This is a genomic window from Deltaproteobacteria bacterium CG11_big_fil_rev_8_21_14_0_20_42_23, from assembly GCA_002796345.1.
Lineage (GTDB): Bacteria > UBA10199 > UBA10199 > 2-02-FULL-44-16 > 2-02-FULL-44-16 > 1-14-0-20-42-23.
This window is the reverse complement of sequence record PCXC01000080.1, coordinates 1-15858: the sequence shown is the minus strand read 5'-3', so window position 1 is coordinate 15858 and position 15858 is coordinate 1. Positions and strand designations below refer to the sequence as shown.

At 42.4% G+C, this 15858-nt stretch carries 13 protein-coding genes; 8 read left to right on the top strand and 5 right to left on the bottom strand.

Going from position 1 to position 15858, the window contains the following annotated elements; genetic code table 11:
- The first annotated feature begins 240 nt into the window (after positions 1 to 240).
- The 5 genes from COV43_09185 to feoB all read left to right on the top strand — a co-directional run bounded on the left by COV43_09185 (position 241) and on the right by feoB (position 5361).
- A complete protein-coding gene (locus tag COV43_09185) occupies positions 241 to 678 on the top strand; it encodes a hypothetical protein (GenBank protein PIR24683.1) in 438 nt (145 codons plus the stop codon).
- Between the two features lie 279 nt (positions 679 to 957).
- A complete protein-coding gene (locus COV43_09180; protein ID PIR24682.1) occupies positions 958 to 2052 on the top strand; it encodes a hypothetical protein in 1095 nt (364 codons plus the stop codon).
- Between the two features lie 467 nt (positions 2053 to 2519).
- A complete protein-coding gene (locus tag COV43_09175) occupies positions 2520 to 3008 on the top strand; it encodes a hypothetical protein (protein PIR24681.1) in 489 nt (162 codons plus the stop codon).
- On the top strand, positions 3005 to 3241 hold the full coding sequence (locus COV43_09170) for a hypothetical protein (GenBank protein PIR24680.1): 237 nt from the start codon (positions 3005 to 3007) through the stop codon (positions 3239 to 3241). Before COV43_09175 ends, COV43_09170 begins: the two co-directional genes overlap by 4 nt.
- 8 nt (positions 3242 to 3249) lie before the next feature.
- On the top strand, positions 3250 to 5361 hold the full coding sequence (gene feoB, locus COV43_09165) for a ferrous iron transport protein B (protein ID PIR24679.1): 2112 nt from the start codon (positions 3250 to 3252) through the stop codon (positions 5359 to 5361).
- 215 nt (positions 5362 to 5576) lie between these two features.
- Here feoB and COV43_09160 read toward each other — a convergent pair whose 3' ends face one another.
- The 3 genes from COV43_09160 to COV43_09150 form a co-directional block, all read right to left on the bottom strand.
- The gene (locus COV43_09160; protein ID PIR24678.1) at positions 5577 to 6392 is read right to left on the bottom strand and encodes a hypothetical protein; all 816 of its coding nucleotides are present in this window, start codon (positions 6390 to 6392) and stop codon (positions 5577 to 5579) included.
- An 83-nt stretch (positions 6393 to 6475) separates the two neighbouring features.
- Positions 6476 to 7969: an ABC transporter permease gene (locus COV43_09155; protein ID PIR24677.1), complete on the bottom strand. Its 1494-nt coding sequence runs from the start codon at positions 7967 to 7969 to the stop codon at positions 6476 to 6478.
- On the bottom strand, positions 7966 to 8802 hold the full coding sequence (locus COV43_09150) for an ABC transporter ATP-binding protein (GenBank protein ID PIR24676.1): 837 nt from the start codon (positions 8800 to 8802) through the stop codon (positions 7966 to 7968). The genes COV43_09155 and COV43_09150 overlap by 4 nt, the downstream gene beginning before the upstream one ends.
- A 67-nt stretch (positions 8803 to 8869) precedes the next feature.
- Between COV43_09150 and COV43_09145 the strand changes: the two genes are divergently transcribed.
- The 3 genes from COV43_09145 (at position 8870) to COV43_09135 (ending at position 11033) form a co-directional block, all read left to right on the top strand.
- Positions 8870 to 9943: a hypothetical protein gene (locus COV43_09145; protein ID PIR24675.1), complete on the top strand. Its 1074-nt coding sequence runs from the start codon at positions 8870 to 8872 to the stop codon at positions 9941 to 9943.
- A 187-nt stretch (positions 9944 to 10130) separates the two neighbouring features.
- Complete coding sequence (locus tag COV43_09140) at positions 10131 to 10670, top strand: hypothetical protein (protein ID PIR24674.1); 540 nt, start codon at positions 10131 to 10133, stop codon at positions 10668 to 10670.
- An 18-nt stretch (positions 10671 to 10688) separates the two neighbouring features.
- A complete protein-coding gene (locus COV43_09135; GenBank protein ID PIR24673.1) occupies positions 10689 to 11033 on the top strand; it encodes a hypothetical protein in 345 nt (114 codons plus the stop codon).
- Positions 11034 to 11051: 18 nt separating this feature from the next.
- Here COV43_09135 and COV43_09130 read toward each other — a convergent pair whose 3' ends face one another.
- Together COV43_09130 and COV43_09125 are read right to left on the bottom strand one after the other, a co-directional pair.
- The gene (locus COV43_09130; protein ID PIR24672.1) at positions 11052 to 13589 is read right to left on the bottom strand and encodes a hypothetical protein; all 2538 of its coding nucleotides are present in this window, start codon (positions 13587 to 13589) and stop codon (positions 11052 to 11054) included.
- A 165-nt stretch (positions 13590 to 13754) separates the two neighbouring features.
- A complete protein-coding gene (locus COV43_09125) occupies positions 13755 to 15509 on the bottom strand; it encodes an aspartate--tRNA ligase (GenBank protein PIR24671.1) in 1755 nt (584 codons plus the stop codon).
- Between the last annotated feature and the right edge of the window lie 349 nt (positions 15510 to 15858).

Sequence of the window (15858 nt, the reverse complement as noted above, 5' to 3'; positions counted from 1 at the left end):
TAAACCACTCTCATTACTCACTTCGATGTGCTCATGGAGGGTTTTTCAGGGGGGACGATGTAAAGGGAATCTACAGAACAAGCTACAGCATCACCAGGCTCTTAAACCTTGAATTCACAGCAGAGGCTCTTAATAGGCCTGAAATCAAGAAGCAGTTGACCGAAACACGAAGAGCTCTTCAAAAAACCTTCCGCTAAACTTCCCCTTGCCCTCCCACACTAACTGTGAAAGAAGCTCTCCATGCCTTGTAACGATATTACCGATTTGCTGAAGCTAGAGCTTGATGCCGATGAACGCATCAGCAGCTATCGCCTCTCCAAGCGCACTTGCGGCGCAGCGGTTGGTGGCTATTCGTTGTTGCAAGACTGGATGCAAGGCAAACTCGCCGAAGAAGTGCTGGCCATGCCGGCCGATGTGTTTTTGGAAGAGCTCCCACCGCAAGATGAAACCTATGAATTTTTATACTTGAAGCATTTCTTCTCCATCCAAAACGCACTGGAAGTGATGCTGGGCAGCGCGTCTGGCAAGCGCGAAGACAAGTGCATCATCGAATCCATCGAACACGGCCCAGAAGGCTACACCTTCACGAGCTCCATCAAAGTGGAAATAGTCGCCAAGCAAATCAAAGCCTGCGCCGGCTGCAAGTCTGGCTGCGGCACCAGATCTCAGGTTTCGTAAGTTATTCTCTTGTCATCCTCTGGCTTGACCAGGGGATCCAGCAATTCAAGCAATTCTTTGTCATCCTGAACGTAGTGAAGGATCTCCTCTGACAATTCCGCTTTTTGTCACACTCCCCCATCAAAAACCGATGCCTCAACACCCCACTCTCACGTCAAAAAACATCAAACGAACTTAAACAACACCTCAAAAACAATTGAAATTGCTAAGTTTTTCATTGGCACTCCTTTTGCTCTTCTATCCCTGAAACCATACTGGGGAAATTAAAGGAGTTTTGACATGAAGAAAATATTTACACTGTTGGTAGTTTGTTTGGCAATTGTGGGATGTAGGGCAGATCATGTTATTTCGCAAAACCCAGATGACTATAAAATTACAATTGTACCAGCGCGGGAGAGCTCGGCCCCTGAAAACCTGGTCACTATATATATTACATTTCCTATTCCGAGAACGGTTTTGGAAAGAGTACTTGAAACTAAAAATTTTGAACGTGCTCGAGCAATAAACTTCGGTTCAAATACAAAATTTGAAACCCTTGATGATATTATCAAAATTGTCAAACCTGCCATTTTTATTAATCAGAATGCGCCTGATAGCATTCCAGGAGAAGCTCTAGTTGCAACCACTTCTTGTCGCCCATTACCGGAAAGCGATATGGTAAACTGTTTTGCAAATGTAGACAAAGCAGATTTAATGCATTTTCTTCAAAATGCTAACGGATATATGTCCATGGTTGGACAAATTTTCTTTTCTAATAATGAGTATGATGGAGCGCGGGTTTCTTTAGAGGACAATCCATCTGCACTTGCTTTCCGTGCGCCAGTAATCTATTTCAGAGAAAGCGATATAATAGACAGAGCTGGCGTTTTGCCTCCAACTTTCAACACAACTTCATCACCAAGTATTGCAGTGAGAGAAGACACAAGAAGCATCCTCGGAAGCCCCAAAGAAACTGATTCGCTTCAAGCTATTGCAGATGCCTCAACTAGGATTCAAAACAGCGCAGCTGATTTAAGAGGAACATATTCATCTGTTGATGAAAACGAAGTACTCGCGACAAATTCTGGAGATGAAAATGAGGAAGTTACAGAAACTCCAAAAGCAACTCCAACAGGAAACTGCTCAACAAAAGGGTCTATAGATGCTTCTTATGATCAATTCCTTCCTGGATTATCAACGAACTCTTCTGAATCAAGCGCAGATTGTACTGATAAATCAACAGAGACAGAGGCTACATCAGAAGATAGCAACGCAGACATCGCCAGCGGCGGAAGCTGTACCTTAAGCCTTGGCGCAAACCCGCATCACAAACTTGGCGTCATCTTGATGGTCTTGATGACACTGCTTATATTGATACGACGCCGACAAGTGTAAACTTGCCCGGTTGAGATTGAGAATGAAAAACCCGCTTGAAGCTTCAGGCGGGTTTTTTTATTTAGGGTACGTTTCCCTATGTCATAAACAACCGATATTATTTATCAAAAACTCGGGAGCAAGCTCCCGAGTTTAATCCAGGGAAATCTGCTAACGGTTTTTCGGCCCCAAGGGGCCGAGTTTTAACTGCTGGACTCGGATAAATCTGACACTTTTGGTTCTGAAATTTGATCTTTTAACTTGTTGTAAATACTACGTTTTATTTCTATAGAACCATTGTAAACTATAACTTTACAATGGTCCGTTTTAAAAAAATCCTCACAAAACCTGCCTAAAAATGAGGCCGCTTACCAAAAAGCGCCTGTGTACTTTTGGTAAATTTGCCTGTTTTTGACCTTCCCACACTTTTTGTTTGACATGCCAAACAAAAAGACGCTAAGTCCACCGTGCGTTTGGAGACCTTATCAATGTCACAGCAGGAAACCTGGAAAAGCTTCGATGACAATGTGCTCACCCACAGTGCGGCTCATTATCTCATGACCATCAGCGAACTCATCGACGACCAGGGCTACGCACGCGTTACCGACATCGCTCGCTTGCTTGGCATTACTCGCGGAAGCTGTTCTATCAGCTTGAAGCCACTCAAAAAACGCGGTCTTGTACTTGAAGACCACAACAAGTTTTTACTGCTTTCTGACGAAGGCAAACGCATGGCAAAGCTCATCGAAAAAAACGACCAGCTGCTTCAAATTTTATTTCGCGATGTACTTGGCGTGTCAGCAGATCAAGCCGAAATTGACGCCTGCAAATTGGAGCATCTCATTAGCTTTGAAACAAGTGTGCAGTTGGAACGCCTTGTCAATTTCATCAACAGCAAAGATAAAGTGGTAAGTGAATTTTTAAAAAAGATGCAAACCTATCCAGCGTGCGAACGCTTTACGGAGGAAAAAGCATGACCATCATTCCACTTTCTGAAATTAAACCTGGGCAATCAGGAACAGTGCAAACCATCAACGGCAAAGGCCCATTTTTCACACGTTTGCGAGAACTTGGCCTGCGCACCAACAAAGATATCGCCCTCGTTCAAAAAGCTCCTCTTGGATGCCCAATTGAAGTTCGCTTTGGCAATTTGCATAGCGTTGCTCTTCGCAAAGAAGAAGCTGCTCAAATTATGCTTGCTCTCGCTTAAACTAAAAAATGAAAACCTATCTCTTAATCGGAAATCCAAACACGGGGAAAACCACTCTTTTCAATGCCCTCTCGGGTTCTCGTCAAAAAGTTGGAAACTATCCTGGCGTCACCGTTGAAAAAAAAGAAGGTCACTTTGAATTTCAAGGTGAAAAAATAAAGCTCATCGATCTTCCCGGAACGTACAGCCTCATCGCAAATTCCCCCGACGAAGAAATCACCACCGAAATTTTACTTGGCCGGCGAAAGCTTGATACGCCTATCGATGGTGTTGTCATTGTTGCCGACGCTACCAATTTAACGCGCTCACTTTTTTTCACCACACAAGTGATTGACTGCGAACTTCCCACTCTGCTTGTGCTCAACATGTATGACGAAGTGGAAAAGAAAAAAATCTGCATCGATGTGGAAAAACTTTCAAATAATCTTGGCGTTCCCATTGTCACCGCTGTTGCTCCAAAGAAAAAAGGCGTTGAAGAAATCAAACACTTGTTAGCACAAGGATTGAAACAAACGCGCAGCATTTTGCCTCAGTTGAAACTTCCTGCCGAAGTGCAAAAAGAATTCTCCATTTTATCTGAACTCCTCAAAAAGGATGATGTTCAAAACAATACCGACGCAGAAGCCTTGCGCTTACTCACGCGCGAAGGTGAACTGAGCGAATATAAAGATGAGCCATTACGTAAAGCTGTATTGGCTTCTCAGCAAAACCTTGAAGCAGCTGGAATAGATTGGCGCGCGCTCGAAAGCGAATATCGTTACACCTGGATTGAAAATGTGCTCAACGCCTCACAATGCACCGACGAATGCTGCAATCCAAGCTTTGCAAGCAAACTCGATCGCGTCATTATGCATAAAATTATTGGTCCCATTTTCTTTTTTGTGTTGATGGCACTTCTCTTTCAAGCCCTTTTCACTTGGTCTAGTTTTCCCATGGATCTTATTGACGGTTTTTTTGGATGGCTTGGAAACGTTGTAGCAGCCATACTTCCCGATGGATCACTTAAAAGTTTAATTGTAGATGGTGTTATTGCTGGCATTGGATCTGTTGTTATTTTTGTTCCGCAAATTGCTTTTCTCTTTTTCTTTTTAACTCTGATGGAAGACAGCGGATACATGGCCAGAGCAGCTTTCGTGATGGATCGCATTATGTTTAAACTGGGCCTGCATGGAAAAGCCTTCATTCCTCTTTTAAGTTCTTTCGCCTGCGCTATTCCTGGCGTGATGGCAACACGCACCATCGAAAACAAACGCGATCGCATTGCCACCATGATGATCGCCCCGCTGATGAGCTGCAGCGCTAGACTTCCCGTCTATGCACTTTTAATTGCAGCTTGCATTCCCAGCATTACCTACTTGGGCGTTTTCAATTTACAAGGTTTGATTTTGTGGGGGCTCTATATTTTAGGCGTGATCGCTGCCATCATTGTTGCCTTCGTGTTGAAAAAAACTATGCTCAAAACCATTTCGCTTCCGTTCTTGATGGAAATGCCACCGTATCGCATGCCAAAAATGACAAGTGTTTTAAGACGAACTTGGGAGCGTGCAAAAGTTTTTTTAACGAATGCCGGAACGGTTATTTTTGCCTTCTCCATTATTCTTTGGTTTGTCACCAGCTATCCAAAACCAAACACCATCTCTGCTGGTGAAAACACAGAAGTGAAAAATATTTCAATGCAAACTGAAACCGAGCAAAGCCCTATTGAATATAGCTTTGCGGGAAGACTTGGAAAAGCAATTGAACCTGCCTTAAAACCACTTGGCTTCGACTGGAAAATTGGCATTGGGCTTATTGCTTCGTTTGCAGCTCGTGAAATTTTTGTGAGCACCATGGCTATTGTCTATCGCGTTGGTGATGATGTTGATGAAACTTCACCGTCATTACTTGAAGCCGTAAAAAATCAAAAACGCGAAAATGGGAAACCCGTCTTCACTCCACTGGTGGGTTTAGGCTTGTTGGTCTTTTTTCTTTTCGCCTGTCAGTGCATGTCAACCGTTGCCATCGTAAAACGCGAAACCAATTCCTGGCGCTGGCCCATTTTTATGTTCAGCTACATGACCGCATTAGCTTACGTGGCAGCACTTGCCATTTATCAAGTAGGAACGTTGTTGGGGTGTTAAAAAATCCGAGGCTGATTTTTCCCCTCCTAGCGGGAGGGGACTAAGGGGAGGGAGAAAGCCAATTCAAAAACTTCACCCTCACCTTTGGAGAAAAAAACCATGCAAGACATCATCGTTTACATTATCGTCGCCGCCAGCAGCTACTGGCTCTATCGGCATTTCCGCGGGCCTAAGAAAAAAGGCTCCGGCTCAAAATGCCGAAAATGCCCCATGGCTTAGCCTGCAGCCACAGCAAGATCAGGAAGTGAAAGAAAATGAACACCTGCATAAAGCAATAGTTCACTTCTTATAAAATCCATCACTGTCCAAGCTTGTCTGTCTACAAGATCACCCTCTCTCGCATCGGCAGGTCTCTCTCCACAATGAATGGCAAAACAAGGCACACCAAATGCAGCTTCGATGCCCGCACTTAAACTTTGACGATGAGTGTGAATGCGCTCTAGGTCTAAACACTTGGCTAAGCGAGCACCTGGAGAATTATCATTTCCCACAACAGCATAAGGAGCACCGGTTTCATTTTTTCCAGTTTGCACTTCCACTAAAGCCTGAAGCTCTAGATTTCTTTGAGCAATAAAGGCAAGCAGCGCAGAACGAAGCATAGCAACGGCTGCAGGAACATCATCGCCCCACACATTGTTCATATCCCACAACCCTTCGTCCACACCTTCTAAAGGAAGATGAGATTGCGAAAACATAGGGCCTAATTTTGCCGCTAATGGATTCCCAATAAAGTAAAGCATGTTTGCCCAAAGAGACGCTGCACTTCTACTTGCCATATGACCAGAAAACAATTTCGCCATGGCATAAGCACCAGCTTGTTCAGTGCCACGAAGGAAAGTTGCTACAACTCTAAGATTATTTGTTGGAGTTCTAGCAGGAACGTAAAAAAAACTTGGACCTTGTAAACAACGCACTAGGTTTTTAGCTGAACCGGTTTGCAAACCAAGTGGAATACCATCATAAAAAGTAATTGGTCCAAACGGGCTAGCTATTGGCGGCTGAAGAAGTGTGGGTGAAAGAAAAGTAGTCATAAGTTTTTCCTTTTTGAGTCATCTTCGGCAAATTGAGATGTGGCGCATCTTTTCAGGCGGATAATAAAAACTCAAGTTAAAAATCACACACTTTGCTTTTGCAGCAAATGCTTTGGAACGAGTTTTTTTTCTAAAAGTTCAAACGAAAGTTCTGTGAGAATGGCTAATATCGCCGCCGGGATTGCGCCTTCCAATATGAGTTTGCTGTCGTTGAGCGCTAAGCCCGTTACAATAGGTTCACCCAAACCACCTGCTCCAATGAAAGCGGCAAGCGTTGCAGTGCCAATATTAATTACCGCTGCAGTTTTAATGCCCGCCAAAATAGTGGGCATCGCAATAGGCAATTCAACATAGCGCAAGCGCTGCCACGCGGTTAAACCCATACCAATGGAAACTTTACGCAGACGGGGATCAATTGAAAACAGGGCTATTGCGGTGTTTCGCAAAATCGGCAAAAGAGAATAAATAAAGAGTGCAATAATGGCTGGCGTTTGACCAATGCCAAAAAGGGGAATCATCATTGCCAGCAAAGCAATGGATGGAATAGTTTGCGCCACTCCACTCGCATACAAAATGGGGCGCGCCATTTTTTTGAAGCGAAAAACAAACACACCAAGTGGCAACGAAACCAATAATGCAAAAAACAAAGCTACAAACGAAAGCTTCAAGTGTTGCAGCGTTCTGGCGGCCAAGGTAAGCCACCAATTTTCTTCAGCATGCGAAAATTTCTTTTCGATAAGTCCTTCGCGTTCAAGAAAAGAAGAGGCAACTTCTTCAAAACTTTTTTTCTCCAGTTCTACTTCAGCATTCAAAGCTTGCATCTGTTTATCGTCAATGCGACCAGAAAGTTTTTTCAGCGCTGAAATGGCTCGAACAGGAAGTTCGCTTCTCACAAGGGCTGCAGCAAAGTAGTGTGGGAAAAAACGTTCATCATCTTCAAGCAAACGCAAATCAAAACGCACAATTTTACTATCGGTGGAATAAGCATCGGTGATGTCAATTTTTCCACTTGAAATCGCTTCATACGCAAGGCCATGCTGCATTCCTCTTGGCTTTGCAATAAGCTGGTATTTTTTCGAAAGGCCTAGCCAACCATCTTCACGTTTCAAAAATTCGCTGCTGAAACCAAAACGTAAATGATTTTTTCCACGTAGATCACTTATGCTTTTCAAGTGAAACTTTTCCGCCGTTTCACTTCTTACTGCCATGGCATAGGTGTTGTTAAAGCCAAGTGGATCAAGAAGCAAAAGCTTGTGCTGCTTTTTCAAGCGTTCTTGAAGTTCTGTATATGAAGGCGAAGAAGACAGTTTAAGAATTGTCTGCTCAATAGTTCCAGAATATTCAGGATACACATCAATTTCACCATTGGTGAGAGCTGTATAGGCAATCAAAGTTCCTTCGAGTCCAAATGTTCTTTCAACCGCATAGCCAGCATCTTCAAGTAATGTGGCCATCATCTCGGCAATGAGCCGATTTTCGGTAAAGTTTTTTGCGCCGATTGAAATGGTTTTTTCTGCACGAAGAGAAAATGAAGTTAAAAGAAAAAGGCTGAAAAAAATTATAAAATATTTTTTCATAAGGAAACTCTTTCAAGCTGTGAGCTTAAAAGCTGCTCTACAAAAGCATTTGCAGGTTTCTTCAACACCACTTCAACATCATCATGTTGAAGTATTTTGCCTTCGTGTAAAACAATAAGTCGTTTTGCAAGTTTCATAGCTTCTTGCACATCGTGAGTAACCAACAAAACAGTTCTATCTGTCACTCGTTGCACGCGCAAAAACTCTTCGTGAATTTCGTGTTTGGTAATGGGATCAAGCGCACCAAACGTTTCATCCAAGAGTAAAATTTCCGGATTTAACATCATCGCTCGGCAAAGACCAACCCGCTGCTGTTGGCCGCCACTAAGCTGATATGGGTAACGGTCTAAAAGATGTGGCCACAATTCAACGAGATCTACTAACTCATTCAAACGCTTTTCAATTTTTTCGGCACTCCACTGTTCAAGCTTGGCAAGAAGCGTAATATTTTCCCTTATCGTCATATGCGGAAACAACCACGTGCCTTGCACCGCATATCCAATCTGCTTTCGCAAAGCAGGCAGCTGATTGTAATTGATGGCCTTCCCAAAAACAGTCACCAAACCCGAGTTTGGTTTTACCAATCCATTAATAAGCTGGAGAAGAGTTGATTTTCCACTTCCACTTGGGCCAACAACTGCAGTTGTATTATGATTTTTAAATTCAAGGTGAACATTTTTTAAGACCTGGGTTTCACCATCAAAAACTCGGGAGCAAACTCCCGAGTTTAATCCAGGGAAATCTGCTAACGGTTTTTCGGCCCCAAGGGGCCGAGTTTTTACTGCTGGACTCGGATAAAAAACATTCACATTTTGAAGTGAAATATTTGACATGCGAAAAGACTTAACAAGTTAAAATGAGCTTGCAAGGAGAAAGAACAATTGACTCTTCGTAAAGCTTATGGTGAAGCTAACAACCGTGAAACGACAGCATCTCCCAGCACATGATTTTCAAAAACTTCTTCCAGCTTTGCTGCAAACGCAATGTTTTTTCTTTTCGTCCAATATTTCATTTCACGATAAAGCTCGTTATTCAATTTTTGCCTACTTCCCGCAAAACATTACTACCGTTGAATCTGGGCTTGTTACTGAAAATGATCACACGTGCATCATGGCGCCTTTCGATGCCATCGATCATCTGGAATGCCTTGCGGGAAATTTTCACAAAGATGCTTATCTTCCTTTTTCCGGCGGGCTTATCGGCTGCATCAACTACCACACCTTGCTAGAAGCAAAGGCTTGTTCGGTTACACCCTACAAAACACAGCGTTTCCCAGATGTCTGGTGCGCACTTTTTGATGGCGTCTTTCTTTATGATCACCTCGAAGAAGAATGTGTTTTCAGTTCTCAGGGTTGGAATGGAACCAGCTTTGACGAAAAACTTTCTATCGAACGCGTCACGCAATTGCAAAACATGCTGCATACCTTCAATGAAATAAAACATAATGACGAGAGAGAAAAAAATTACACGCCCATTCTCTCGCTACGCCTTCAATCCATTATTGAAAAACTGAGTCGTTACGAAAAAACTTTTCGAACGTACGGAGCAAAACTTCCAACATTGGTGCAACACAAAACCTTACCCCTCACAAACTCAGTTCAGACGCAGATTTCACAAACCCTTAAAACTGATGCAAAAAGTACCGGACTCATTTTAGACCACGTGGCTTTTGCCGCGCCAGCTTCTCATCAACTCTATAGCACAAAGCCAATCGTGGATATGCTTTCCAGCTTATGCAACACAGCGTCATACAACTTAGTGCAAGCCGAAGTAATTCGCAGCCTCGAAACGGTTTCACGTGAACTTTACGGCGGCTTTAGTTTTCTCTCCGATGGCCGCAGCTCTAGAGCATTTCCTCTTGGCGAACACTATCTGTTCAGTCCAACGGAACAAACGCAGCTTTGCTCCTTCGAAACCCACGAACTCCTGTCTTCAGAAAAAGAACTGTCATTTCCGTCTCTTCTCTCTTTTTGAGAGCATACATTTTGACAGCCTCCCCTCGTTTTGACTGCGTTTTCGTAATCATCACTGCCAAAAAACCAGCAAGCTCTGAACAAAAAGCCATATAATTCAAGACATTGGACAAGCAAACTGCTTCGAGCTTTTTTTGGCATGCCAGTTGCTCTTATTAAGCTCAAGAAAGCTTAGAGAGGGAGACACCATGAAAAAAGATAAATCGAAGCCAGAGAAGTTGTTTCAAAAACTAAGAGAAGTAGTGAGTCCATTAAAGGATATTAAGGAGAACGAAGTTCACATTCTGAATATCCGCGCGAATTATGGAAATTACCAAGTGATTATTGCGCCTTCGAAAGAGGCTGCGAATAAGCATAACTTGGAAATTAATGGGCAGATTCACCATCTGTTTGTTTCGCCCGATCGCATTTCGGCAAAGCCAAGTGAAGTGCAAGTGAAACATCACATGAAAGACACCATCATTTTGCGCGACTTGAATGTGCACTTGGTGGACAAAGGCAGAACGCACAAACCAGAAACTGCAGCGGGTTGGAAGCATGCCGTTGAAGTGCGCGAAAAAATTAACCTGGCGGGAAAGCAAGGCTCAAGCTTGTTACAGAGCATTGAGCAAAACGGAAAACTTTCGGAAGCAGCTTACGATATTATTGAAGAAGATATTATTCAAGCGCTCAACGACAGGCCAGAAGAAAGCGTTGAAGATGTAAGCATTGAATACACAATGGATTAAAATAACTTGGGGGTTGGGATGAAAAAAATATTATTCTTCAGTTTATTTCTCTTTCTTCTTTTTGCTTCAGCACATTCGTTTGCAAAAGTGAAACAAAGTAAAGATCGTTTTTGGCGTGAAGAGTACGACGTGAAAGGCACCGGTTTGGCACTTGTTTATCTTGTAGATGCGCAAGCTGAGATGTGTTTTGCATCCTACGGAGGCCAAGGTCTCACCAACATTTCCTGTTCATCTCTCAAAAAACGCTCGGAGTGGTCTAGCGTAATTACATGGGATGACGAAGCAAAAAAACCAGAAACCCCTTTCGTTCCTCTGTCCGAAATTGAATCTGGTGATGCTCAAGAGAAGAGTGATTTGGATTAGGAAAAATGAAAAGTTCTTTTATTTTACTCCTTCAAAACTTCCATCGGCTCTGCGAAAAACTTTAAAAAACCTTCCACTCCTTCGTCTTAAAGGACTTCCATCAGCAACAAAGCGCACTTTGAGTTTATTACCCCTTGGCATTGCTGCTATCTCTACAACCATTACGCATTCTCTTAACATCGGATTGTGAGGTGGATAAACAGTATCGTACCAGTTGCTGAGTTGTTCCATTGTTGGCTTTAACACTTCAGCTTCAGGAAGAATGTGCTCGGAAGGTTCATCCCTCATTGCCAACAAAAGAGACTGATCATCAGAAGAAACTGATTTCCATGCACTTACAAAATCTTGATTTCCAGTACCTATTGAAAAATCAAGACTGTATTTGCCATCTGAATGTTTAGTTATAAATAACTTTGTTCTCCCTCTCGAAACGGGAATATCATCACTGGGAGACGAGATCTTTAGAGCAGAGATACGATTTCCTTTTTTTTCATAGGTAACCATAAATGACTTCGGCTCAACCAGATCGCCAGCTTGCTCGAAAGAATAAACAGAATAAAACCATGTATCCAAATGTTCACTACTGAGCTTATAAAAATCTTCTGGCGTTTCTGGGCTCCAAAATTTTATACTTGGATCCTCGATCTTCTCGCTTAAAATTTGCATGCCCTTTTCTGTATCTTCCGCAAGCAATTTCGCCAAACCAAGATTAAATCTCTGTCCCACGGCGCTTTGAACAGTAATTCTTTTTCCAGAGATAAGGTATTCTTTCAATTCATCTGGAGTCATTTCTTCTAGTGCAGTGAAATCTCCTTTGAAATAATAAAAAAATCCAAGACGAGTACGCTCTAAAATTTCGAGTTCTCCAGAAGAAAGAGCATTTGGAAGGGGATGTAAACGTGAAAACTGCGCCCGCTGATCCTGCGCCCATGCATATTTTAGAAGCAGAGCTTTCCTTGATTCAATATCATCACTAAGTGCATCAATGAAATCAGTGTTTCCCGGAAGATATCGCCCTAGCAAAAGCTGCGTGATATCTGTTTCATCTCTATTGAGAAGAAGCGCAAGCTTCTGAGTTGAAACAGGTGTTGTTGCAAAAAAATCTTTCAGTTGTGCCGCAACACCAACTCCATAATAATTAAAATCACTATCGCCAAATACTCGAGAACGGGAATGAAGTTCTCTTCGATGCCTTGAGAGAAGATCAGTATTCATCTCTGCAAATGTATCATCTGCAGAAAAAGTGTATGTCATCGCATGAAAAACTTTTAACTCAACATGAGTCGAAAACATACCCACAAGATCAACCAAAAACACACGAGATTGAGGACTCAAATGATGTGCCACCATTTGTGTAGCTTTTTTCGCTTCGTTCACGGTTGAAACATCTGCAAAAAAAACAAGCTCTGCAGGCTTCTCTAAAAACTCATCAACACCTTCAGTGTCATCTCTACAAAGGACAAGAATGTTTTTTGCACCTTTCTTAAAGAGGTCATAGCCTTTCACTGAACCAGATCTAAGAAAAACACTCACTTCATTTTTAAAAGCATCATGGCTTCCAAGGAGTTTTTCTAAACTTTTTGCTTCTTCTCTTGTCTCTACATAAATAATTGTTCGCGGAGTTCGGGTTAAGCGTTGTTTGGCAATTTCAAGAAGGGAAAGCATGGAAGCAGAGCGATCTTGAAATGCAAGTTCTGACCATTTCTGCATTATTCCTGAAGCTGAAAGAACAAGCTCTCTCACCTGAGGCACATGAAGTTTTCCCGCTTCAAACAAAGTAGAAAACGATTCTACATGAATCAAATCCTTTCCATTTCTGTAAATTTTTCCAGCACCTTCACTCACACGCTTTGACATACCAAGAAAAAATCTACCATCTGACTGGGGTCTTACTTGGTATTCATTGTTTATCCAGCCGCCTTTAACAAGAACGCGTCTCAATAATTCATCATTCGCATCATTGATGCCATCAGGATTCGTATGGTGATCATAATCCATAAGGAGCAATTTATATTGCGCCAACAATTCGATCAGGTCTTCTTCAGACATGCGCTTTAAAACCCTCACTGGAACATGTCGTATGTTCACATTTCCATTTTGCCACAAATTATCCTCATCACATATAAACGACATTTGCTTCAGAGTTTCTTTCCACTGAAATCGATTTTCTTTTCCTGGAGTAACCAACAAAATATCTTTGGGAAGGTTGGGATCTGTTGATTGTGACAGTATTTTCAACACACATGTTGCAATGTGATGAAGTCCAAAAGGAGAAACAAGCAAACCTCTATCCCGAGCGGAATCTGAAAGGACATCAATAACTTTTTGTCCAACCATGCCCACATGTTCTTCATAGCGAGCAATAACACCACGAACTTTTGCATCAGTCGAAGGGATAGATGAGGCTGCGAATTTCGCTCGATAAGCTTGAAGCGCCCTTCCACCCCGAACAATGGGAGAGCGCACACCTGCTTGGACTCTCATCTCTAGTGGAGAATGGAGATAAGACACAGGAGCAAAAACAGGTAATGGAGATCTTGTAACGGTAATAGCCATAACACTTTATTATCGGCAGAAATCGAAAAAGGTTGTTGAAAGAATATAACTTGGATTGCCCGTAAACCACATTTGAAGCGAAAACAAGGAAGGCTCTGCGAGGGGGTACCTAATTGAGTAATGATATTAAGCAGTTAAATACTAGGAAAACGTACCCTCCTCATTTTACTTCAAACTCAAGCCAAGTTCACCTAACTGCGTTTTGTCTACTGGTGAGGGAGCCTGGCACATGAGATCTGATGCGCTTGTGGTTTTGGGAAACGCAATCACATCGCGGATTTGATCGGTGCCACACAGCAACATCACCAACCTGTCGAAGCCAAGCGCCAAGCCACCATGCGGCGGAGCTCCTAATTTCAAGGCTTCTAGCAAGAAGCCAAACTTTACTTTTGCTTCTTCACTGCCAATGCCCAGCAAAGCAAAGATTTGCGATTGCACTTCGGTATTGTGAATACGAATTGATCCACCACCAATTTCATAGCCATTCAGCACAATATCATATGCAAGCGATCTGGCTTCATGAGCTTTGTTTTTCAGCAAATGCACATCATCAGGATGGGGTGAGGTGAACGGATGATGCAATGCCATATAGCGTTTGCTGTCTTCATCCCATTCCACAAGAGGGAAATCGACTACCCAACAAAAATCAAAGTGCTCGGCATCTAACACCTTCATTTCTTGAGCAAGATGTACACGCAAGTTTCCAAGCGCTGCATTCACTACTTTGAAACTATCGGCAACAAAGAAACACGTATCACCATCGTTAAGCTTGAAAAATGTTTTCAGTTCATTCAATAATTCAGCTGATAAAAATTTAGCAATTGGCGATTTCAGTTCACCATCTTCACACTTCATCCATGCCAAACCTTTTGCGCCATATGGTTTTACAAAAGCTTCAAGTTGATCGATATCTTTGCGCGAGAAATTTTTTCCACTTACTTTCATGCCTTTCACCAAGCCACCATTTGCAATCACACTTGCAAAAGCTTTGAAATCTGCATCTTTGAAAAGATGTGATGCATCCTGCAAGACAAAGGGGATGCGCCTATCCGGTCGGTCGACTCCATATTTTTCCATCGACTCTGCATAGCTAATGCGGTCGAAAGGAAGTGAAACTTTTACACCTCTTATTTCTTCAAATACTTTCGCCAAGACTTTTTCAACGGTGTTTAAAATATCTTCTTGTTCTACAAATGACATTTCTAAGTCAATTTGTGTAAATTCTGGCTGACGATCAGCACGCAAATCTTCATCGCGAAAACATTTTACAATTTGAAAATAACGATCGTAACCTGCAACCATCAAAAGTTGTTTAAACAACTGTGGCGATTGAGGAAGCGCGTAAAACTGATGTTTGTGAATGCGTGAAGGAACCAAGTAGTCTCTAGCCCCTTCTGGTGTTGACTTTGTGAGCACCGGCGTTTCCACTTCAATAAACTGCTCAGCCGATAAAACGTTGCGAATAATTTGCGCAGCCTTGTGGCGTGTCAGCAATTTTTGCTGCAAGCATGGACGGCGCAAATCTAAATAACGATATTGCAATCGAAGTTCTTCGTTTGCATTGGTGTCATCTTCAATTAAAAAAGGTGGTGTTTGCGCATGACTTAATACTTCAACTGTTTCAACGCTTATTTCAATTTCACCTGTTTGCATTTTTTTATTCGCTTGATCGGCCGGTCTTGCTTCCACTTTTCCTTCAACTTGAATCACATCTTCATAGCCAAGTTTAGCTGCAATCTTTTTTGTCTCATCACCCGCTGATTCAGGGTTGATCACTACTTGCGTGATACCATAACGATCTCTGAGGCCGATAAAAACCAAACCGCCCAAATCGCGACGAGAATGAACCCATCCTTGAAGTAAGACTTTTTTTCCCGCATCAGTTTTTTTCAGTTCACCACAAGTGTGAGTTCGTTTCATATTTTTTCCTTCAATTATTTTCTGTCATTTTTTAACTTGTCATCCTTCCGCCAAAGGCGGAGGGATCCAAAAATTCTTGCAATTCTGTGTCATTGCGAAGGAGCGTAGCGAGTGTGGCAATCTCCTCTGGCAATTGCAAAATCGAGATCACCACGTCACTACGTTCCTCGTGATAACAATGAATCCCTCCGCCTTCGCGAGGATGACAAAACACAATTTCCTACAAACCGACGCAATAACATTCTCTCAATCCACTTTTACAAAATGGCGTAACAAATCTTCAAACCTCACTTCATTTTGTTCTTTCGTGCGCAAATTGCGAACAATAGCTTTTCCACTTTTAAGTTCA

Coding starts and splice junctions, on each gene's coding strand:
- COV43_09140 (PIR24674.1), top strand. CDS start 10,131: ATGAAAAAAGATAAATCGAAGCCAGAGAAGTTGTTTCAAAAACTAAGA.
- COV43_09130 (PIR24672.1), bottom strand. CDS start 13,589: ATGGCTATTACCGTTACAAGATCTCCATTACCTGTTTTTGCTCCTGTG.
- COV43_09170 (PIR24680.1), top strand. CDS start 3,005: ATGACCATCATTCCACTTTCTGAAATTAAACCTGGGCAATCAGGAACA.
- feoB (PIR24679.1), top strand. CDS start 3,250: ATGAAAACCTATCTCTTAATCGGAAATCCAAACACGGGGAAAACCACT.
- COV43_09135 (PIR24673.1), top strand. CDS start 10,689: ATGAAAAAAATATTATTCTTCAGTTTATTTCTCTTTCTTCTTTTTGCT.
- COV43_09125 (PIR24671.1), bottom strand. CDS start 15,509: ATGAAACGAACTCACACTTGTGGTGAACTGAAAAAAACTGATGCGGGA.
- COV43_09185 (PIR24683.1), top strand. CDS start 241: ATGCCTTGTAACGATATTACCGATTTGCTGAAGCTAGAGCTTGATGCC.
- COV43_09160 (PIR24678.1), bottom strand. CDS start 6,392: ATGACTACTTTTCTTTCACCCACACTTCTTCAGCCGCCAATAGCTAGC.
- COV43_09175 (PIR24681.1), top strand. CDS start 2,520: ATGTCACAGCAGGAAACCTGGAAAAGCTTCGATGACAATGTGCTCACC.
- COV43_09150 (PIR24676.1), bottom strand. CDS start 8,802: ATGTCAAATATTTCACTTCAAAATGTGAATGTTTTTTATCCGAGTCCA.
- COV43_09180 (PIR24682.1), top strand. CDS start 958: ATGAAGAAAATATTTACACTGTTGGTAGTTTGTTTGGCAATTGTGGGA.
- COV43_09155 (PIR24677.1), bottom strand. CDS start 7,969: ATGAAAAAATATTTTATAATTTTTTTCAGCCTTTTTCTTTTAACTTCA.
- COV43_09145 (PIR24675.1), top strand. CDS start 8,870: ATGGTGAAGCTAACAACCGTGAAACGACAGCATCTCCCAGCACATGAT.